This is a genomic window from Neptuniibacter sp. QD34_54 (genome assembly GCF_047778055.1).
Classification (GTDB): domain Bacteria; phylum Pseudomonadota; class Gammaproteobacteria; order Pseudomonadales; family Balneatricaceae; genus Neptuniibacter.
Genome location: NZ_CP180546.1, coordinates 672,370 through 695,691, shown reverse-complemented (window position 1 = coordinate 695,691; position 23,322 = coordinate 672,370). Strand labels below are relative to the sequence as shown.

Annotated in this window: 10 protein-coding genes; all 10 read right to left on the bottom strand. The window is 43.2% G+C overall.

Translation table 11 applies throughout. The features are described 5' to 3' along the window. Positions 1-35: 35 nt before the first annotated feature. Positions 36-470, bottom strand: coding sequence for a hypothetical protein (locus ACMXYP_RS02925; RefSeq protein ID WP_415883515.1), 435 nt, complete (start codon positions 468-470; stop codon positions 36-38). Between the two features lie 27 nt (positions 471-497). Further along, positions 498-1,406 (bottom strand): sulfotransferase family protein, encoded by a 909-nt coding sequence (locus ACMXYP_RS02920; protein WP_415883514.1) that lies wholly within the window; start codon positions 1,404-1,406, stop codon positions 498-500. A gap of 101 nt (positions 1,407-1,507) precedes the next feature. Continuing rightward, a complete protein-coding gene (locus ACMXYP_RS02915) occupies positions 1,508-3,919 on the bottom strand; it encodes an HlyD family secretion protein (protein WP_415883513.1) in 2,412 nt (803 codons plus the stop codon). Between the two features lie 92 nt (positions 3,920-4,011). Continuing rightward, complete coding sequence (locus tag ACMXYP_RS02910; protein ID WP_415883512.1) at positions 4,012-5,457, bottom strand: hypothetical protein; 1,446 nt, start codon at positions 5,455-5,457, stop codon at positions 4,012-4,014. A 7-nt stretch (positions 5,458-5,464) separates the two neighbouring features. Further along, a complete protein-coding gene (locus tag ACMXYP_RS02905; protein ID WP_415883511.1) occupies positions 5,465-6,514 on the bottom strand; it encodes an alpha/beta fold hydrolase in 1,050 nt (349 codons plus the stop codon). A gap of 44 nt (positions 6,515-6,558) precedes the next feature. Further along, entirely contained in the window at positions 6,559-11,391 is a 4,833-nt protein-coding gene (locus tag ACMXYP_RS02900; RefSeq protein WP_415883510.1) for a beta-ketoacyl synthase N-terminal-like domain-containing protein, read from the bottom strand. 22 nt (positions 11,392-11,413) lie between these two features. Beyond that, positions 11,414-19,594, bottom strand: a complete 8,181-nt coding sequence (locus ACMXYP_RS02895) for an SDR family NAD(P)-dependent oxidoreductase (RefSeq protein ID WP_415883509.1) — start codon at positions 19,592-19,594, stop codon at positions 11,414-11,416. A gap of 157 nt (positions 19,595-19,751) precedes the next feature. Continuing rightward, positions 19,752-21,236 (bottom strand): anthranilate synthase component I, encoded by a 1,485-nt coding sequence (gene trpE, locus ACMXYP_RS02890; RefSeq protein WP_415883508.1) that lies wholly within the window; start codon positions 21,234-21,236, stop codon positions 19,752-19,754. Between the two features lie 649 nt (positions 21,237-21,885). After that, positions 21,886-22,560 carry a phosphoglycolate phosphatase gene (locus ACMXYP_RS02885; protein WP_415883507.1) on the bottom strand — a complete coding sequence of 225 codons (675 nt, stop codon included), beginning with the start codon at positions 22,558-22,560 and terminating at the stop codon, positions 21,886-21,888. Next, positions 22,560-23,237: a ribulose-phosphate 3-epimerase gene (rpe, locus tag ACMXYP_RS02880; protein WP_415883506.1), complete on the bottom strand. Its 678-nt coding sequence runs from the start codon at positions 23,235-23,237 to the stop codon at positions 22,560-22,562. Before rpe ends, ACMXYP_RS02885 begins: the two co-directional genes overlap by 1 nt. Positions 23,238-23,322: the final 85 nt, after the last annotated feature.

Below are 23,322 nucleotides of genomic sequence, written 5' to 3'. Positions count from 1 at the left end.
CAGAGCGATTAAAGCTCTAATTAAGCGAGCCCTTGCTATTTGGGTTGATTTTCTAGCATTTCCATAGCCAGTTCTTCAATTTCTTTAACCTGTCCAAGTTTATTTCTAAGCTCTGAACACATTGCTTCAAACCAGCGAATTTCTGATTCAATTTTCTTTCGTTCTGAAATTATATCTTCTAATGGAGCATTTGCAGGTGGTAGGCCATGTTCATCAAACAGAAACCGAATACCGTCGGCAACCTGCCGATTCGAATTTATATGTTTTACTTGCTTTGCAATGAATGCCTTAATTTTATTGGATTTAAACTGATTAATTGCCGCTTCACGTAAAGCTTGCTGCTGTGCTGTCAAACCCTCAGGTTTGATACGAGAGTTTCGTGGTTCTGTATCCAACAAACCAATCCGCTTGCGCTTTTCTTGATTCGTATCATCCACTTTATCTACGTCTGTATGATCAGAATTACTCACAGAAACCTCTAAAATCTCAACTAAATACTATTGGTAACCAAATTCTTTTGCCAAAGCCACGACCTCAGGCCGCAGTTTCTTACCATCTTCTCTCCAAGGCAATTCAGCATCAAATGGAGGTATTTTCGGCTTATGCTGCCTAAACGTTGGTCCTCGTAAGAAATTTGGATCATTACCAAACAATGCATTCACAGGTCCAAAACATGCAAAAGGCGATCGCTCCGGGTGCATCATATCTTCTACAGCAGCGTCATCGTCCCTAATACCTAACCAGCGACAGACTTCCGCCAGCTTCTCCCGCGGATTTTCCATAATATCCTCACCGCGCATACATAACTTTTGCTCGTCTGGAACCATATCTAAAAAATTTAAGATATTGATATTAATGTCATGCCATGCAATTTGAGGATCAACTATTGCTTTACCATCTGAAAAATCAAATGAGTTTACAAATAATGCAAAAATACCATCATTCAGGTTCATTACTGATCGACTTTGCGGTATGGGGTGTCTCACTAAATGTAGAAATTTTGCTTCGGGGAAGGTCTCATAAATCCGCTTCATTCTTTTAAAAGAAATGGTGTACGCTGGACTTTTCTCAACTGCAATTAAGGGATGAATCTGCTCTACAATTTCCCGAAAAACTTCACCGGTCTCTAAATGCTCCCTTGCTGACGCCCAATGCTGAGCCATTGTCACAGTAGCAAGAGTCTGCTCTCCAGCATAAATTTCAGCGACAGCTCTTAACAAACCTTGCCGGCGGTTACTATCATCACCAATATCATCAGATACACGCCGCCATAAATCCTTAACTTTTTCAACGTTAAACAGGTTCAGTTCAGGTAAACCGAAAGCCTGCGGATGCTGACCAATCATTGCGTTAATTAGCGATGTATAGGATCTGGGCGGAGCCAATAAAAACAACGGTGCTGCCATAGTTAGGATCTATTCATTAGTTTAAATTGCCCCCTACAGAGAGGGGAAAAATAGAAGTGGTAACTTTTGCTAAGCCCACTTCCAATCAACTTGTTTAGTGTTTATGGAATCCAGGACCACATTTCCACTTCAACAAATCGAACTATTGCTAATGAAAACACCTTCCAGACAGGCAAAGTCTGACTATCAACCTTTGCATAGCCGCTCATACCTGTTTTCAATAACCCATCAGTGTTATCCAATGTGGTTATGACACGAACAACTTTACCCATTCGCTCTTCAGATACATTAGAGTCAACAGATAACACTTGACCATTGAAATCCATTGAATAGAAAGCTTGAGGGCGAATTCGAACCGAGCTTCCAAGCTCTACATATGCGATATCGGCTTCAGGAATATCGATCTGAGCTAATACCGTCGATGTATTTTCGACAATAGCAAGCGGTTCACCTCTTTCGAGGAAACTACCTACTTTTTGTTGAAGATGCATCGTTATCAAACGACCATCAAATGGCATGTATAGCGTAGATAAATCTACTTTTTCCTTATAGTAATCTCGTTCTTCTTGATAACTTAGCAATTTAGCTTCGGCAGCGGCGATCTGATCTGGAGTAGCACCAGCCTTTACAACATCCAGGTTTGCACGTTTTTCTGCCGTTTGAGCCAGATCGATACGGTGCTCACGACGTGCATCGTCTAATTCTTCAAAGGAAACGGTTCCAGTTTTATGCAACTTTTCTAGACGATTGACCTTTGCACGACTAAAACGGGAACGAGTTAGCTCTACATCCAACATGCTTTCAGCCAACTTCACATCTTCAGCACGCGGTCGAGATTTAAGCTCATTAATCACAGCTTGTTGCTCTAACATGAGGGCTTCAAGCTTATTCATCTGAGCTAGGGAATCACCATGCATCAGACTGCCAATAGCTTCCCCTTTCTTCAGGTTTTCACCACCCTTAAAGTTAATAACGCTGACAATACCTGATATGTCTGAAGTCACTTCTTGCTTTTGGTCAGGCAAAATTACAAAACTACCACCTGGCTCATAACTATAAGGAACAAACAACAAACCAAGAATTGTTACTAACAATGCCCGTTTGATATAAACAGCTGTAGAAGATACCTTAACCTGATTTTTCTCTTCTTTCTCTTTAGACGTAAGCGTTCGATTTCTCCAACGCTCAAACTGCGTAGCCCTTTCATGCGCCTCATTAATTCTGATGAAGCGCGATACCATTCTGTAGAAGAACGTTAAGGCTACAAAGCAAGTAATTAATACCCCTACTCCTCCTAAGTATATTTTCAAGAACTTGCCCAATAGCAATAACACCACTACAAAGAGGACAATCATGAACACTGTAGAAGCTAACGCGTAGGCAGCTAGAAGCTCAGCGTTAGCTTCTTGATATACGTTACCTTTCATCTTGTTAAGTAAAGCTTTATATGCCTTTTGGCGCAGCTTTGGGGTATCCAAGAGTGCAGCAACAAAATGATAGCCATTACTTTTAACCAGAGGGTTTACTGTTATCAAGAAAGATATAGCACTGGCGATAGCAAGAATCAGAGCAAATGAAGAGGTAAAGCTCTCATACCCACGGGTATTGAACCAAACCAATATCGCTACACTAAATAAAGCTAATCGATAAAGCAGAGGGGCAGCATGCAACCACATGCGCTCTCGACGAGTGAATTGTTGTACATCCGTCATCATCGCGCAGAAACGAGGGAAGAAGCCCATGTATAGAACTATCCCTAACCCATACACATTTGCCCTAAAATTATGCGCTACTAACATTGTTAAAAAGGTAACGGATAAGTTTACGGTCAACATACTGATGAGTGCGTGCTCGATCATAGACACACCCTGCAGCATTAGCGTTATATCTTCTTCTACAAATGTAAAATAGCGAGAAAATAAAAACACACCCGTTACCAACAAAACAGGTAACGCGTACATTAAAAAGCGTAGCGGGGATAAAGCAGGGGCTAGCAGCTTAAGAAGGGCTTTAGGATTAAAAAGCTTCCAACGTAACTGCTTCATATTGTTATCAAAGCTTAACGCTTCAGAAATACCTGGAGGAAGAGCATTTTCTGCATTTTCTTGCGATTGAGCAGCTGCTTTTTCTTTCGCTTCAGCTATGCGCTCTTTCATAGGCTTAGCTGATTTTTCTTCATTTCTTTGTTTATTAAATTCGGCAAGTAATGGATGAGAAAGTGCCGATAACCCAAACAATTTTTTCCCTGCAACTAATTCAAAAAGTGATTCAATTTCACTTTGAGAAGTAGACTGACCAAAACGATCTTCAAAAATACCCAACAATTTAGGGTAGTTATCACAACCTGGTAGTACTTCTAATAAGAAAAACTGCCAAGGCTCTAACTTATGCGTATCATCATTCCGAGGGTCTTTTAAAAGATAATACTGATCAGATCCTTGCCCAATTCGAAATGCCTGCAACCTTTTCTTTAAAAAAGCAGGTAACGCTACTTTTTGGGCCACTTCAGTCACTTGTTCGTCTCCATCCGTAAATTACTTGCATCCTAGAGTCCTTTTTCAAATCGTTCCTCTAGGATTCATATACTTTTCTATCGCTCGAATTTTTAATTCCGAGCCAAAAACACTTCACAACCACCACGAGGGTTGGGTAGATATTTGTGCCCATCAGGCCTGATAACTTTCGGCCCAAATGGATTAGCTGTTCCTAAAAACAAACCGTAAGGGGAAGAGATCATTGTCCTTAACCCCATATTGTAAGGGTTACCCATACCATTCGTCGTTACTGGAACCCAATTTTCTCCATCATAACTACGATATAGATCAAAGCCACTGTGGTTTTCTGTAACAAAATCAAAGCCCAAATCATTAATGATATTTGAAAAGGCTTCGGGCCAAGACCCACGTTGGGCATAACCTAAAATACTGCTCCATTCGAACGTCGACACATACAACCAACCATCATGTTCACACATCCGCCAAAAGTAGCCATTAAAAAAATTATCAAATCCAGGAAGATAACCAGATATAGGTTTTTTATAACCGTCGGGAGTATCTCGCGCCTCACCAACGACCAAATCCCAATCTCCATCTGGGTAGATACGAATAAGCTCAGGTGGTGCAGGGCCAATTTTATTTTGTCGATCTATGCCACCTCCCTGAATAGCACCTCCCACGTATAGCGCTCCCTTAAACTCATACATACTCAAAACACATTGATTAAATGCGCCCCGATATGCTCCCTTCTCGATGACCTTCTCCCATTTATATGGAGCTTCACCTTCGGCATCCGTCCGCCATACTTGGAAACCTTCCAGATTAAAGGTACCTACGTATAAATGATCCCCAAACGCGGCCATTTCAAAAACAGTTTTATTGCCTGGATCACCAAATCCGAAATCACTTACGGGTTCCCATTTACCTTCTGCGGGATCCTTACTCTCATATACTATCGAGTGAGCCGAAACATTAGGGTTTCCTCCCCTAGATCCAGCTGGCGTGGTATATAAACGCCCTTTAAACTGAGCCATAGTTCGAATGGTAGTAACAGGTAATCCAATTAACCCTGGTTCGCAAGACGACTCAAATGTTCTTCCATCAGTGGTACGCAAGATAAGAGGGCCTGGTCCTTTCGCTGGAGACCAAGTGCTCACATAAAGCTCTGGTGGACGACCGTCATTTGCTTCATAAGCCAACATTCCACGGTAACCTAACTCTCGAGGTATAGGCTTGCCATGGCTGCCAATAATAGTGGGAGCCTTATGTACTCTTTCCCAACTATCCTCTAGGGGGGAATAACGCCAGATTTCTGCATGTAGATCTAGGTCAAACGGATTAGGCGGGCACTCCACAGGCCAAGGATCTAGACCAATAGGTAAACGAGCTTTCATCAAAGGAAAATTCCCTCGAGTAGTCGCCACATAGAGATGACCATTAAACCAGGCCATGGAATGAGCATAAGCATTCAAACCATCGCCAAAGCCACCTTTAGCAATTAGATCAAAATCATTCATGCCTTTTCCAGCATGTACCCCTAAACGATTTCTTTTCATATAACGACTAACCTGCCTTTGCCTGTTCGATATAGGAGGAAAGCGAATTGTTTGCTATATCTAAGGATTCGTATGGGCCATGTTCCCCCTCACGTGTAAAAAAGTACCAACCATCATCACGCTCGGAAAAACGATCACTTCGAAAGTGCCTCTGTTTATCACCTTCTCTCTTTGGAATGTCTGAAACTAAAGCTCCATCCCAAAATTGTTCACAGTTCTGCATTAACTCTGCAGGTCTAGTCGTAGGAAAAAAGTGACCTGCCTCTCTAACCCTTCTAAAATCTGCATGCGGCCAAACTTCCAGCAGATGACTGCCTGTCAGCATTGCCTGTGAACGTTCACCGTATACAGCCAATATGGGGAATGTTAATTTTTTTAAACGCTCGAGCGTCAAACCATCATCACCCATTAGCTCTTCTTCAGCTTTAGTGGTTTCAAGTAGCTTTAGCCACTGTTTTGCAGTTCGTGCACCATAATTACCAACGATAGGAATTACTAGTTCCTGAAGCTCATCGGAAATAGGGACTTTTTCTTTCTGAAGATGCGCTACAGTCGCCAAAAGTCGATACCCAAAATAAGGCTCATTAACACTAATATCTAGACCTTGATCATGGAGCAACTGCTGAACTTTCTGTCCGTATTCCCAAGTATTATCTTTTTCTAGCTTTCTAATCGCACCAATATGCGAATCTACTAACATCAAACTAGCGACTCGGTTTACAGACCGGCATGCAAAATTCAAAGCCACAATGCCGCCAAAACTATGAGCAATAAAGTGAGCTTTATTTATTGATAAGTGATTTAGAAGCTCTTCTAAATCTCGAGACATATTTTCTGGGGTATAGCCTGACTCAGTAACCCTAGAACGACCATGACCGCGAAGATCAAAAAGCGTTACTTTGTACCGTTTAGCGAATTCAGCAGCATGGCGCATGTACCAAAATGCCATATTGGTTGCTAGGCCGTGCACCATTACCAAATGCTCAGCATGCTCGCCAGCATCACTATCAATTTGTAAATAATTGATCTTTGTCCCATTTAGTTCTACAACAGGCATCTCTTTCTCTTTAAATCCATTTCTTATGCGTTAATGAGATATGTTCATGTAGCTAAAGCCATAATAACTTGGCTTTCATTCACTACACTTACCTGAATCAACTGATCGTTGTAACGCACTTGAGCTAAGTCGTAATTATTATTTACAAACTTCACTACGAATTGCTCCGGAGCCCCTTGCAAACCAATTTTTAAAAATTTTGCAGCCGCTTCCTTAGCACACCAGATCTTTAAGGCTATTTCCTGCTTTTCATTAGCTGTGACTGCATTCAATAACGTTTGCTCTTCAGCATGAAAAGCAGCCTCTAAAAATGAGTAATCCTTGCCTTCAACTATGTATTCACGATCGACACCTAGAGAAGCAACTCGATCGGATACCGCCGCTATCGAACACGCTTTATCATGACTTAAAGACACCTGTAATGCGTGATCACTCCCTGAATTCCACCACCCTGTCACATAAGGTGCACCTAACTCATTATGTTGAACAACAATATCAGCAGGATATAGCTGCTCCCCTCGCGTTTGGAATACCCATTGTCTTACAGCCTCTTTGATACAAGCTCGACCAAGCAGCCATTCACGCTTAAATTTCAAATTCCCGGATAAGTTGTTCCATTGCAGAAGCTCTTCATAACTAAGTAAAGCATGAGCTAAGATTCGCATAAAAATTCCACCAGACTGGGAACAGAAGCCCTCGTCTAAATGCGGAACCTGCCATAACAACACATCACCTTCATCTGCTACTGAACCATTACCTAACCAACCATTCAGAGGCGCTCTGCGAACCTGATAAAATTCATGAGGTACAGGAAAGAAAATATTCACGAGATCTGTAGCCCTGAGCAGTAGCTGCCCAGATTGATCGATACAATCAAACTGCCAAGATCTTGGAGCATCTACCCCACTAGCATTTGAATCAAGTGGTTTTTGACGCCCTAGCAATCTCAGATTTTCAATATCATTTGGGCAATCTTTGAAAATTTCTACACGCCCAATCCCCGAAGGGAAACTATTGAAATCAGTGCCAACTTGTTGAGCGATCCAATACGCAGCTAATTGCCCTAATGCATCCAGCAATACAGGGTTTAAAACCAAATCAGCTTTTTCTTGGTCGAGGAAGAAGCCATTCAAAGAAACAGGTGAAAGATTTGCGTCTATACCTTCCTCATTCCATCCTGAAATACCCTGGATACTCTGGAATATTGGTCCATGGAACATACCTGTACTATAAAGTTCGTTATCAGGCCAACGATATAACTTAGGGCTCGATAAAGGAGCTAGGCTTTGTTGCACAATCAGGTCATCGAAAGCGAACTCAGCACTAATAACCAAACTATTCTGGTTATAAACCTCGGCTCTAAATCTATTTTTCTCAGCATCAATCAATTGGGAGGTGACATGCAGGGTCTCCTCACGAAAATCTAAAGCAATCCAATCATTAGCTTTTACATTTTCAATTACTCTAATGTTTCGATTACCTGCTAACAGAGCTACCGCTTCAGCCATAATTTCAACGCTGACCATTAGCGGAACACACGAAAGGCCGAACAGTTCGGGATCATCCTTGGACACATCGCCTGAGAGAATATGATCCTGCAAGAACCTATCTTCATAAACATTTAGGTAGCATGATGCCACCAAACTTGTACCATTATTTTCCAAGACATCCGTTATGAAAGGATACTCGTTTTCAGTGTTATCGCTTTCATAGTCTAACGTGTCTGGCGAATGCTCCACGGCAGAACTTACAACCTTTTCTTGGCTCGAAATAAAATCACGCATTAAGCCAAAATATTCACTCATCACCAATGCACTCTCTTCAGGCACACTGATATTGGATGCTTCTTGATGTTCGATTGGCGATATCGCCGTCGGCTCTTGAACCTTATCTTGTTTAACTTCAGCTATTGGATCAGGCTGGGCACCCCTGAGGTCAAGTGATACGTCCTCCTTAACCTTATTTGTCGCATCGCGATTAGCCTGAAGAGGCTGTGGCATTAAATCCCTTAAACGCTGTTTATCTTCATCGTTAAGGTGTAATACCGGCATAGTGTTTGATAGTACCATGCCTTTATTTTGCGCTATTGGAGGCTGTTCTAAATCGATTAGATTGAGATCACGATCAGAGAATAGTTTAGAAAGGTCTACCGTTTTCTTATTGATATAAAGCTGCGCGAATAAATTCTGTACTTGTTCTAAGCTACTTTTCTTACGAACATCACTAGCAATCGACAAGTGCTCTTGCCCGACTAATACATCATTAACAAATGATGTCAGATTGCCTGATGGACCTACCTCGACAAAGAAACGTACATCATCATTGTGCATAGCCTGAATTGTTTCAGAGAACCGGACAGTTTCTGACCACTGACGAGCAGCAAGCGCCTGAACCTCTTCTTTATCAGAAGGAAAAGTTCCGGCCGACGCACAAGAATATAGCGGGAGATCAGGAGCAGAAAGGTCTATCTGAGCGTAATATTTTAAGAACGCCTCACTAACAGAAGCGAAAGCTGGAGTATGATAACCTCGGTCAAATGGCAGCGGGATACAAATACCGCCCTCATCACTCAAACTCTTTTGTAAGTTTGTAATAGCTAACTCAGACCCAAACAAGACTTTTTGGTTCGAACAATTATCCATCGCAACATAAACTTTTTCTTGCTGCTCAGCTATTTTTACTTCAATAACTTCCTGCGACAAGGCACCGACGGTTAGTAGAACGCCGGTCTTAATTCCACCTTCTTCGAGAACTGATTTATATACACTGTTCAGCTCCCTGATAAAATCAGCTAATAAAGCTAAATCGTTGTTAGCCATCGCTCCAGAAGCAACAAGAGCAGAGGACTCACCAGAGCTATGCCCCAACATTACATCTGGTTTAACAGCAAATGCCTGTAGCAAAGCATTCATAGCTTGCCCGCCCACAAAAACAGCTTCGGACCCAACGTCCATATCATGGAGTCGGGTTTCTAACTGACTTTGGCGTTCTTTGGTTAGCTCGCTTGAAGGAGGAAATACTATATCTGTACGCGTATTGCCTGGAGTATCAGGGTATAAGCCCCTCCAAAAATCAAACCAGGCACGGACTTCAGGGAAAAATAGAGCAAGTTCCTCAAGCATACTCAGATACTGCGATCCCTCACCAGGGAAAATAAAAGCAAGCTTGCCTTCAATTGGATCAGCACTGAATACAATCCCATTTCTGGTAGACCAACGCTCTTTAGCTTTACCTAATCGTTTAATGGCTTGAGATAACTTCTTATCTAAATCAGTTGCATCTTTACTAGTTATACACAATCTCATTTTTTCAGCTGCGTCCTGCTGAAAAAGTGTATTCGCAATATCAGAAAGAGAATAATGCTCGTAACTTAAGGTCGTGTGAACCCTTTCCAATTTAGCAATTAGCTCTTCACGAGTATTTGCAGAAAAAACAAAAAGCTCACTTGGCCAGTTACTAAACAGCTTAGGCGTTGTAGCGTTTACAGGAGCTTCTTCTAGAATGGCGTGAGTATTTATACCACCAAAACCGAACGAGTTAACACCAGCACGTCTAGGAGAATTTGGAGAGGTAAGCCAAGGTCTCACTGTGGTATTAACGTATAAAGGCGTTTTTTCGATACCTAGCTCAGGATTTACCTCTTCACATAACGTTGGAGGCAAAATCTTGTGATGCAAAGCTAGAGATGTTTTGATTAAGCCTGCAATACCAGCCGCTGGGATACAATGGCTAATCATTGATTTTACTGAGCCCAGTGCCACACTTCCTTGATCAGCTCGCCGGTCACCTAGCAATGTTTTTAGCGCCGCTATCTCCGTTTGATCCCCAAGCGGGATTCCTGTTCCATGCGCCTCTATAAGACCGATCGTCGAAGGGTCAACACCACTATCATCATATGCTCGCTGAATAGCTAGCGCCTCACCCTCCACACTCGGAGCTAACAACCCATGCCCTTTGCCATCGCTGGCCTGACCGATTCCTCTAATTACCGCATAGATACGGTCACCATCTGTTTGAGCATCAGATAACCGTTTTAATACGACTGTGCCAAGCCCTTCCCCAAGTAAAGTGCCATCACTTCCCTTTTCGAAAGGTCTGACTTTCCCTCTTTTACTTAATGCGCCTAATTGAGTAAAAATAACTGATACATCAGCAGGTAAAGATGCATTAACACCACCAGCGATCATCATTTTACTACGCCCATTACGTAGTTCATCAATGGCAGCACCCACTGCTAGCAATGAAGAGGAGCAGGCTGCATCAAGGATGTAATTAGGACCTTTTAGGTTTAAACGATTGGCAATTCGGCCAGTCATTACATTTGGGACCAAACCTGGCGCTATATCAGCATTTGAAGGGGGCAATTTAGCTTTTAGAAGCTCACGCACTTCGCCTAACTGTTCAGAACTTAAGGAAGGCGCAACCGTTTCTATCAACTCCAGCGTCTGATCTAAAATAATATGATGCTGAATGTGATTACCCTGACCACGATGAAGGTAAGTACTGTGACCTAATACGATACCAGTATCAGTATGATCGTAATTATCATCTAGATAACCTGCATCTTTTAAAGCATCTCTGGCAACCCTTAAAGCTATAAATTGATCCGGTTCACCACCATCCACAGAGGTAGGCATAATACCGAATTCACGCGGGTCGAACTGAAATAAATCCTTGAGATAGCCACCATATGGTGTGCTAATTCGCCCTGATTCAAGGTAGCGTTCGGCTTCCCAAGACGCTTGCGGCTCACCTATGGCATCTACACACTCAAGAATATTAGTCCAAAATGCTTTTAAATCGGCAGCTTCGGGATACACACAAGCCATACCGATAATGGCAATAGGCTCTTTACCCGCAGTATTCCTTTCAGTCACAAATAATTCCTTTATACCTAGACTAACTAGCGAACTTTGCTGTACCGCCAAGGCGGTTCAATTCTGGGCTAGATATGCACTCTAAGTCTTCAACCAGTAAAACAACCTGATTATCTTCATTTACAAAATAGACATTTGCATGGACCAAATGCTGCTCTGCAGCTTCATTTAGCTCAAAATGCATTGTCAGTCTGCTTGGCAATTCTGCTTGGTACTTGGCTACACGACCGAATCTAGCTGGAAGTGCGGATTGATCATTGAAAGCTCGCGCCCACAAAAGAGCCATCTGAGCCGCTGCATCGGTCATTGCAGGGTCGAAAACCCAAGCATTATTCGTCGCTTGCTGCATCCATTGATGTGGGTTTGTCGTATGCACTTCTGCTGAAGCACCCTTTTCAGACATACCTTCAATAGATTTGATTACTTGGAAACAAGGACCATGAAACAGCCACTCATTATAAGCTTGCTTAGTTGTCAGCTGTTTTTGATTATGAACTTGTGGTTCGTATTCGAAGCCTTGAGGAATCTCCTGCTCTAAGCGCAGAGTCGCTCGGTAATGAATACGATTTGGTCCTTTTTCAGCCTTTGATTGCAACGTAGCAACCACATCAAAGCCATCACTATTACCATATGGAGGCGGATTAATGACGATCAGTAACTGCTGGTTAATATCTTCTAATTGCAGGCCTTTCAATAATCTACTGTCTCGAGCCTCAACAACATGCCACCCTTCCCACAATGCTGTCGCTGCTTCAGACATCATTTCCAAAGCTGCAGCTGCAGGGAGAACTGGAATGTCATCTATACAGTGTTCTCGAAGATAAGCGTGATTTTCACTTAGGGAAAATTCGACAATTTGCTCGCCTTTCTGAGTAGCTTGAGAATGAGCACTTTCTAGTAAAGCGCCAAGATTATCCTTTGATTCAGGAACGACTAACTCGAAAGCACCGATCTCTGCCTCGTGCTTTTCCCAAGGGCCGACACCACCAACAACCTCAATATTATTACTGGCAGGCATAGATACTTGAACTCTGAAGAACTCACTTCCAGATTCAGCTGTAACAAGTGAAACGCCTTTCTCAGCAAATTTAGCTTCGGTTTCAGCTGTAACCATACCAGCACCGAACTTAGTCGCACCCCAAGGTCCCCAACAAAGGGAGCTAATCGAAACCTTTGATCCCCAAAGTTGATTAAGTTGGCAACACATTCTGTTAAGTAATTCGTTAGCAGTAGAGTAATCAATCTGCCCACTATTACCATAACGTCCCGCAACAGAACTAAATACAGTAAGGAACTTTAATGACTCTGGCTGTAAATATTTCTGTAAATTAAAAAGCCCGAGAACTTTCGTTTCTACAACTCGAGACCAACTTTCACTAGTTTTATCCTTTAGCAACTTATCTTCGATAATTCCGGCCCCATGAACAACGCCATCTATCTTCCCAAACTTATCGTAGATAGTTGCCAACAAGCCTTTCATTGCAGTTTCATCAGTGACATCTACTGCAAAATACTCAACCTTGGCACCATTTTGCTTAAAGTCCTGAATATTACTTCGCATCTCTCTGGCGGCAATAACACCCTGAACCTTCTTTTGCATTTCCGCAGGCGTAAGAGATAATTTTCCATCTCTAACTTGAGCGATAAAGTACTGCCTTAATTCTGCCTCAGTTTTTAAAGCCATAACCTCCGCAGTTTCGACAGCAGGCAAAGCACTTCTACCAGTTAACAATAGAGTAGAACCAGGCTGAGCAAGTTTACGTAGCACCTCAGCAGTAATGCCTCGCACCCCACCTGTAGCAAGCACTACAGGCTTATCGAAAGTTAGAAGTTCTTCTTCAGTAGGATCAGCAGCAACCGTTTTAAAAATAGTTCGCAGACCATTTGGATAGCCGACTTCCTGACGACCACCAACAACAGCCATTTCACCTAATAACTGATCACATAAGTCATCATCAGACTGTCTTAAATCTAGATCTAGCGCTTTGACACGAAGTCTAGGCTGCTCTTCATACAGAGACTTTAAGAAGCCTACAAAACCTGCCTGTAGGCTAAGCCCGTTAGCACCACCATCTCGACCGTAAAGACCGCCAAGACCACTTGCAGCGACTATATGAGCAGCCTCAAACAAAGCACTTTGTAAATATTTCAGGATAAGAAAATAAGATTTCTCAGTAGCATTTAGCACTACTTTGAATTGATCAGCGGAAAGCTTCTCTAAACCCGTTTCAGTGCCTAGTTGAGCAAGGTGAATACAACCAACTATTTCTGGGACTTCAGTTTTAAGAGAAGCACAGAATTGCTCAAGGGCCACTTCATCAGTTAACAACCCTTTAGGAATAATGGTTACTGAGCTACCTTTACTTTCTAATCGTTTAGCCAGTATTTTGGCAACACCTTTTTCATCTTCCGTAAGTACATAATGCCCGCAATTTAAGGATTGCTTAGCACGACTATCGATTGCAGATGCGACAGACTGTATTACATGCCGGAATGGAAGATCAGAGTTCACCTGTGATGACTCAGTTTTATTTTCCACTCCGGCTTGATCAAAAGGGTTTACAGACTCAGCTAGAGACAATTCACCCAGCAGATCCAACATGCCAGTCAAAGTTGCTTGTGTATTTAACGCGCCACGATCTTCGCCTAAAGCATCACCGTATGCAGCTGGTAGCTCGTTTAATAAAGCACCTACAATTTCAATTCGTTTTATAGAATCGATACCTAGATCAGCTTCAAGCTTTTGATCCAAACCCACCATGTCGCTTGGGTAGCCAGTTTTGTCTTCCACTATCGAAAGTAAGATAGAGGTCATCTGATCGCGTGTAACACTCTCAGATTGAGACTCAGTTTCGTTAGAAGAAGCTGCTGTTTCTACAGCGGGTGCAACCTCTACTTGAGGGGTAGGAGCAATTGTTGGTGCTTGAGGCGCCGCTGCTGTAGGAGCTGGTTCAGGCACAGATGATTTGACAGGCTCTACTGGCATAGCCATACGCGGCTGTGCAACTGTTGGAGCAGCCATAGTTTGATTTGGACGGCGCAGTTCTGGGGCTTTCGCATTTGGAGTGCCATCCAAGTACATTGACATTACTGACTCTTGGCTTTCAAGAAATTGCCTCATCATGTCAAAATATTCTGTCATTACAGTTGAAGCACCCCCTTGAGGTGCTGGCCTACGTCCTTCCATCTTACGCTCCTTACGTTTTCTACGATTTGGCACCGAATAACTAGCTACGATTTGTTGATTCGATGTCTGGGAAGATTCTACAAGTGCTGTATTTTTCTCAACATTTTCAGAGTTTTGCTTTACTTGCTCAGCTTGCTCTAAAGTCAAACCTATCTGTTTTACTGGCTCTCCAGCTTTTCTGGCACCACTACCATTTAAAAGCCATGAGTGTTTGCTTTTAACCTTTTCGACAACAAAATTGGTTAAATTAGTTGGCTCTTTATAGTCGCAATCTCGTCCGGCATAGAGAGGCATCAAATCAACATGCACACCGGAGCACAACAACTGTGCTAAAGCATGAAGCAACCCGGCAATGCCACCACCATTACCATCAACAGCAATACTGGAATGAGGCTTATCACCTAAGATTTGTTTCGTAAGACCTGATAGGACAGATTTCGGTCCAACCTCTAAGAAAACACGAGCGCCATCCTGATACATCTGATCAATTTGGGAAACAAACTCCACTGGCTTAACAAGGTGCTCTGCCATTGACTGTTTTAAAGTATCAACCGCAGCTGGATGTTTTTTACCTGTCTCATTCGAATAAACATCAATTTCAGGAGCATTCCAAGATACGGTTTTTATCACAGCAGCTAGATCAGCTTGAGCAGGCTTCACGAACTCTGAATGAAAAGCTGCAGCAACAGGAATTGAAGTAGCAGTTATACCTTCTTTAGAAAAGACTTCTAGCGCTGCAGCTATACCTTTTTCTGAACCAGATATAATGCATTGTTCAGGCGCGTTGTGATTCGCAACAATAACATCAGAAAGACCTGCAATTAGGGACTCTACTTTTTCCCTGACAGCTCTTACTGCGGCCATAGAGCCAAGTTCACTACCTGCCTCTGCGGCCTTATCAACGATGAAACGGCCACGCGCTGATGACAGTTCAATCAAAGTATCAAAATCAAAAGCATTAGCAGCATGAAGCGCAACAAACTCGCCATAACTATGGCCCGCTAACATATCCGCATTCACACCCAACGAAGACAAAACTTTCCACAAACCCGCTTCTATCGCCCCCAAAGCAGGCTGGGCAACATCGGTACGAGTTAGTGTTTTTTGTGCAGCTTTCTTCTCTTCAGCAGAGTAAGCACCACGAGAAAAGACAAATTGACTTAAACTTGGATTATTCTCGAATCGCCCTTCATTATTCGACGCAAAACTGTCATCTGCTTGTTCAAGCATTTTTGCTACAGCTGGGAAGGCAAAAGCCAGCTCGCGGCCCATGTCGATATATTGAGAACCTTGACCTGAGAACAAAACAGCCAACTTACCACTTTCAACATCGGCATTTTTACAATAAACACCAGAAGGAAGAGAAGAGCTTTGCCCTTTTAAATAATCAAGCGACGCTGTCAGCTTATCTATTAGCTCGACTGTATCAGTCGCTATCAATGTAATTAGTGCAGGCTTATTAACACGAGCCTTTTTAAGCAAACTGTAGGCTAAATTTCTAAATTCTAAATCAGCTATTGGATCTAATTGCTGTAATAAGCGACCCAATTGATCTGCCAAACCATCATTATCATCCGCACTCCAGACGAATAATTCTGAAGGCCAGTTTTGCATAGTGGCTTTCTTCAACCAAGGCCGATACTCTCGCTGGTATTCTTCCATAACTACATGGAAGTTAGTGCCACCAAATCCAAACGCACTACAAGCTGCCCTTCGAGGAAGATCCCCTTCTAACCATGGCTGGGCCTCATCTAACAAGTACAGTGGGCATTCAGTATCAGCCAACACCTTGTTTGGTGTTTGAACACCGTAATGTGGAGGAAGGACTTTATGATGCAAAGCTAAGGCTGCTTTAATAAGACCGGCAACACCAGCCGTAGCCTTTGTATGGCCGATCATAGTTTTGACCGAACCAACTACTGCTTGACGAGGTTGGCCACCAGCCTCTTTAACCAAACGAGTTGTACTTTCTAGTTCTGCTGTATCTCCCGCTACAGTACCCGTGCCATGAGCTTCAAATAAACCAACAGTCTCAGGGCCAAAGCCGGCTTGTTTATATGCACGTCTCATTGCCCGAAGCTGACCAGCTGGAAGAGGTGCCGTTAATCCCTTAGCCTTACCATCACTACTTCCGCCCACACCTTTGATAACAGCATAAATTCGATCACCATCTCTTTCAGCATCCTCGAGACGCTTCATAGCGATCATCGCTATACCTTCTGAGATAACGATACCGTCACCAGAAACATCGAATGTATTACAACGACCACGAGGTGATAAAGCCTGCGTTTTACTAAAACACAGATAGCCGAACGGCCCCTGTACAGTATCTACACCACCAGCAATCACAAGTTTACTGCGACCCGCAATAAGCTCAGACACACCTTGATAAATAGCAGCTAGTGAAGAGGCGCAGGCTGCATCAGTAGTAAAGTTAACACCACCAAAGTTAAGTCTATTCGCTATACGCCCCGCCATCACGTTCAGCAAAATCCCCGCAAAAGAATCTTCTGTCCATTCAGGCAAGCGATCAGCTATGCCCTCTGGCAGATCTCCTTGGAAACGAGGTAATTCAGCGCGAAGTCCATATTGCATACCTACGTCACCGGCACCACCACTAGCACCAATGATCACCGAGGCTTTTTCACGATCAAAAGCTCTCTCGGCATAGCCTGCATCGTCCAAAGTCCGCGAAGCGACTTCTAATGCCATAAGCTGCATAGGATCGACAGCTTCAACTGATTTGGGAGGCATACCGTATTGGGTTGGATCGAAATCCAAGTCGTCAATAAAGCCACCCCAGCGGGAATAAATTTTATCTTTACTGTGACGATCGTCATCAAAGTACAATCGCCAGTCCCAACGATGAGAAGGAATTTCTGTAATTGCATCGACCTTTGCAAGAATATTTTCCCAATATTCCTGTGTCGAATTTGCTTGAGGTAATAGCCCAGATATACCGACTATCGCAACATCAACTGCCTCATCGTCAGAAACAGCAACATCCGCTTGATTCAACAACTGCTGTTTCAAGATTGCAGCTGCACCTAAAGTAACCTCATCATGCAACGAAGCAACATCTGTGATTTTTGAGCGTAAAGTAGCCACTTGACCCAGCATGTACATTCCATCTTCATGCTGCTGTTTCTCACTTAGGTTAGTAAGCTCACCTTTTTCTCCTAGTCGCGCACATCCCTTAGAGGCCATACGAAGGCGCCCCATAATCAAGTCATCGAGGACTTCTCGACTTTGATCTACAGGTATATTTTCTTGCCTCATTTCCCGACGCTTATCGAAAAACGCTTTAGCAAATGGCGTATACGCGCATCGACTAGCGTGACCTGGGCCTGACTCCAAGTTCACAGTTCTATCGCAATCAACGACCTCTTGCTGGAAACGCGGGACAATAGCTCCGGCATCAACAATTTCTTTGGTAAACAGGTAACCGCTACCCATCAATATGCCAAGATTAACTCCCTTTTCTAGCAAAGGAGCTGCTAAAACTTGCACCATTGCAGAAGATACTGCGTCGTGAATGCCTCCAGCAAACAAAACATTTATTTGATCACCTGAAAGCCCATCTTCCTCAATACTTTGCAAAAGTTGATGGACCATTGTGCTCCACAGCACAAAACTACTTAACGGCCCGACATGACCACCACACTCTCGCCCTTCAAAAATAAAGCGCCTTGCGCCTTCACGAAGAAACAATGGAATTAAATTTGATGAAGGCACATGAAGGAAAGATTTAATACCTTCCTTTTCCATTTTCACTGCTTGATCTGGGCGCCCTCCAGCAATGATCGCGTAACTTGGCTTATAACCTCTAGCCTTTTCAATTTGCTCATCTAGCAATGATTGCGGTGCAAACCCCAACAATCCAATACCCCAAGGTTTGCCATCTAATCTTGCTGCTGTTTTCGCGAGCAAATCATCTAAGCTTTTCCCTTTTAACAGAGCAAAAGCCAGCATTGGCAGACCACCACCATCAGATACAGCGCCAGCAAATTCAGCGCTATCAGATACACGAGTCATTGGCCCTTGCACAACAGGCAACCGAACCCCCAATGACTGAGCCATTGAAGAACCTTCCGACACCGGAGATTGACTTACGGCAGTCCTTAGTGATTCCGAAACCGCGTAATCAATTGCCTCAAACACTTCAGCTACACTAGAGTATTTCTGCCTCCACACACCGGCAAAACAGATATCTTGACCGATAGGCAAAAGACCTTTTTGCGGTTGGACCCAGTTAATGCGACCTTTGACCTCGGACCTAAAATCTACGGCATTTTCTGAAAACTCTGTTTGGAAACGGCTGGCGGTACTAAAACCCGGTCGAATGAGAACTCGACAATAAGAGCCAATCTCTTCATTACCAACAGCAACTGTTTCATTTCCCGAGAGGGAAGATAATAGTGAAGAAAGATGAGTAAAGGGCGAATCATTCAGAAGCAGCAACTGGCTATCAAACACCCCACCAGCAACACCTACAGCATTACAAGCAGCTGCAACTTGCGGTGTCATACCTCCTCGAACATAAAGAGGGAGCTCAGTTTTGCCTAGCCATTTTTGCAGAAGAATAAAACTACTACTTTCCCCTACAACACCCCCCGCTTCATTACCTTTTAGAACAACACCATCAACAGTATTTTCTAAATTGCATTCAGTATCATAAAAACCAGAAGTTTCGGCTAGGACAGTCACTCCGGCTTTACGGAATAACTCAGCATCAACTAAAGAAAGGAGATCAACGTCTAAAATAAGCCATTCAAGACCATGATCGATATAAGATTTAGCCGCCTGAAGTACCTCTTTATCGGCACAATCTAATTTAAGACCAAAACTGGAACCTGCTTGCTTAGCTAAAATGGCTAACTGCCCAATCAAAGCACTTGAATCAGCACTTAATTCAGCATTGAGAATGCCTATACCACCGGATCTACAAGCAGAAATTGCAAGAGTTGCATCATCACAACCCGCAGGCGAATACACAATTTTCTTAAAATCAGCCATGATTCAATTCATCCCTAGAAAAGCCGAAAAGCAAGAGCTACAAAGCCAGCATAAACAAGCGTTTGAAATTTATAATTTTTTGCAGGCCGGATATTTACACTATTCCCAAAAAAACACAAGAAAACCGACCAAGCGCCCTAATAGTAACTATATTTTGTTACAAGTTATCCAAGCCTCGCTCAACCATAGCAACCGCACTGAAGACTGCACGCCCCTTATTCATGGTTTCTTTCCACTCCAAACGCGGTACAGAATCAGCCACAACACCTGCACCTGCTTGAATATGCAGAACGTCATCTTTGATAACAGCCGTGCGAATTGCGATCGCTGTATCCATATTCCCATTCCAAGATAGGTAACCTACCGCACCACCATAAACACCGCGTTTCACAGGTTCCATCTCGTCGATAATCTCCATCGCGCGCACTTTCGGTGCACCACTTAAAGTACCGGCCGGTAAAGTTGCACGCAGCACATCCATAGCAGAAACATCAGGTTTCAGTTTACCGTTCACATTCGACACAATGTGCATTACATGTGAATAACGCTCTATAACCATTTTATCGGTGAGTTCAACACCACCTATTTCAGCTACACGACCAACATCGTTGCGCCCAAGATCTATCAACATCAAGTGCTCAGCGATCTCCTTTGGATCAGCAAGCAATTCTTGTTCCATAGCCAGATCTTCTTCAGGTGTAAGACCACGCTTACGTGTACCAGCGATCGGACGAACACTCACCTGATTATCTTCCACACGCGCCAATATTTCAGGAGAGGAACCAACCACATGAAAATCATCAAGATTGAGAACATACATGTAAGGGGAAGGATTAAGGCAGCGTAGCGCTCGGTATAGATCTAACGGTTTGCTTTTAAAAGGAATCGACATGCGCTGAGAAATGACACATTGCATGATATCACCATCAAGAACGTATTCTTTGATTTTATCCACAGAATCTTTAAAGGCCTGTTCACCATAGCTCGACTTAAATTCTGCTTCCGATACTTCACGCTGCTGCTCAGCTGGAGTAGCTTCATAAGGCGTAGCTGTATGAAGTTTCTCTACCAACTGATCAAGACGCGCCTGCGCTTTCTCATAAGCTTTATCTTCAGCTGGATCAGCATGTGAGATCAAGATCAACTTACCTGCAAGGTTATCAAACACAACAACCTCATCAGACACCATCAACAAAATATCAGGTGTACCCAACAGGTCTTCAGGGCAGCTATCCTTTAAGCGTTTTTCAACATAACGTACGCAATCATAACCAAAGTACCCGACCAGACCGCCATTAAAACGCGGCATCCCCTCTAACTGCGGCACACGGTAGCGTGCTTGAAATGTCTCTACAAAATCCAAAGGATCAGACATCTCCAGCTCTTCTATAACCTTACCGTCCTCTGTAATTGAGATTTTGTCGCCATGTACTTTCAAAATCGTCCGACAAGGCAAACCGATAATGGAGTAACGCCCCCATTTTTCACCACCTTCAACAGATTCTAAAAGGTAGCTATAAGCCGTATTCGCCAGTTTTTTGTAGGTAGATAAGGGCGTATCCAGATCAGCTAAAACTTCACGTGTAACGGGAATGCGGTTGTAATTCTGCGCGGCTAATTCCGCAAATAATTCAGGAGTCATGTCTCTATCTCATAATGCCAAAAACGATATTAAGGGCGATCTGAGCAGACACTAAATTTATGAAGGGACAAACTTTATGAACCAACGCATTAGAAGGAAAAGCAGCGAGATCTACCTATGCGTCAAAAACCAACCCTAACAGTGCCTGCTGATTAAAAAATCAGGCACGCCATCGCCATCGCTCACCCACGTACGGGAGACGATCGTTTTCAGCATTATTTTTCACGGTTGCTGTAGCAAATAGCATCACGGCAGGTTTAATTAAATTTATGAATAGCCAAAAGATATAGCAGCACCTTATTTGAATCAACTACCGCCGCCTACTATTCATACATTATTTAGGGACTTTTGCTGTTTTTAATCCCAAAGAACAACACGAAATACAATCAAACAGAAGAACCACAAAAGGCATAAACCTTCGTCACAAAAAGTGATAGACCAAAAAAAACCCCGACAAGCGGGGTATACAAGTGCTGTGATAAGAATCAGCCAAGTCAGAAAAACGACTTGGCGGTACAAGCCATTGATAAATGGGGAATGACCTGTGAGCTTCTACAAGAGTAAATCCGGCCTTCAAATATAAAAAATCGATTTTATTTAAATAAAAGATCGTTTTTTACGAGGATTGGATGTAACAAGCCCCAACCCCTTAAAAGAGATGATCTAAACGCCCGACAATCTTATCGGGATTTGAGAGGGCAATATCTTCACCATGATTGTATCCGTATGGCACACACACCACTGGACAGCCGGCCGCTCGCGCCGCCGCCACATCATTCACTGAATCCCCTACCATCAAGGTATTTTTAGGTTCGGCACCGCAGCGCTTCATAGCTTCTTGCAAAGGCATAGGATGAGGCTTTCGCTCAGATAGACTATCGCCACCCAAAATCACCTCAAAGAAGCCACTAATTCCAAAGCCTTCCAACATACTATGAGTAAACGAAATGGGCTTATTGGTGACTACGCCGAGCTTAATCCCGCGGTCATGCATCTGCTCTAGACACTCAAGCACACCTGGGTACAACTCACTCAGATCAGAAGTAGATTCAGCATAAAACGCAAGAAAAAGTTCATAAGCCTTATCAAACAGAGATTGATCCACCCCTTCACCCGTCATATCGCCAGCCAAGGAACGGCGAACCAAAACAGCTGCGCCATTACCTACCCACTGACCAACTTTGTCGATACCTGCAGGCACTCTCTCTATGGCGACAAGCATTCGATCAATTGCCTGAGCCAGATCAGGCACGCTATGAACCAGCGTACCATCTAGATCAAACAAAACGAGCTTTGGATTTTTCCCCTCAAACAGTTCTTGCATTAAGCAATCTTCGCTTTAGCCAATTCCGCTCTCATCTGAGCGATAGTCGCAGCGTAGTCATCTGTATTGAAGATGGCAGAACCAGCCACAAACGTATCAGCACCCGCTTCTGCAATTTCACGAATATTACCAATACCTACACCGCCATCGATCTCCAAGCGGATATCACGCCCGCTTTGATTAATCATCTCGCGAGCCTGACGCAGTTTATCCAAAGTACCTGGAATGAATTTCTGACCACCAAAACCTGGATTCACAGACATCAATAGCACCATATCCACTTTATCCATTACATATTCCAAGTGGCTTAATGGCGTTGCAGGATTGAAAACCAAACCTGATTTACAACCGCCGTCTTTAATCATCTGCAAAGAACGATCGATATGTTCAGAACCTTCTGGATGGAAAGTGATGTAGCTGGCACCGGCTTCAATAAAATCGCCGATAATACGATCAACAGGCTTGACCATCAGATGCACATCAATTGGTGCCTCAATACCATGTTTTCTCAGCGCACTACACACCATTGGGCCAATCGTTAAATTTGGCACATAGTGATTATCCATCACATCAAAGTGCACATAATCTGCGCCTGCTGCCAAAACATTTTCAACTTCTTCGCCCAAACGCGCAAAGTCAGCAGATAGAATTGATGGTGCAATTTTGAAATCAGACATGGATATTTTCCAGTTACAAATAATTTAGACATATTTTAGCGGAGCAGACATCTTGCTGTCAGCCTGCTTCTTACTCATAATCGTT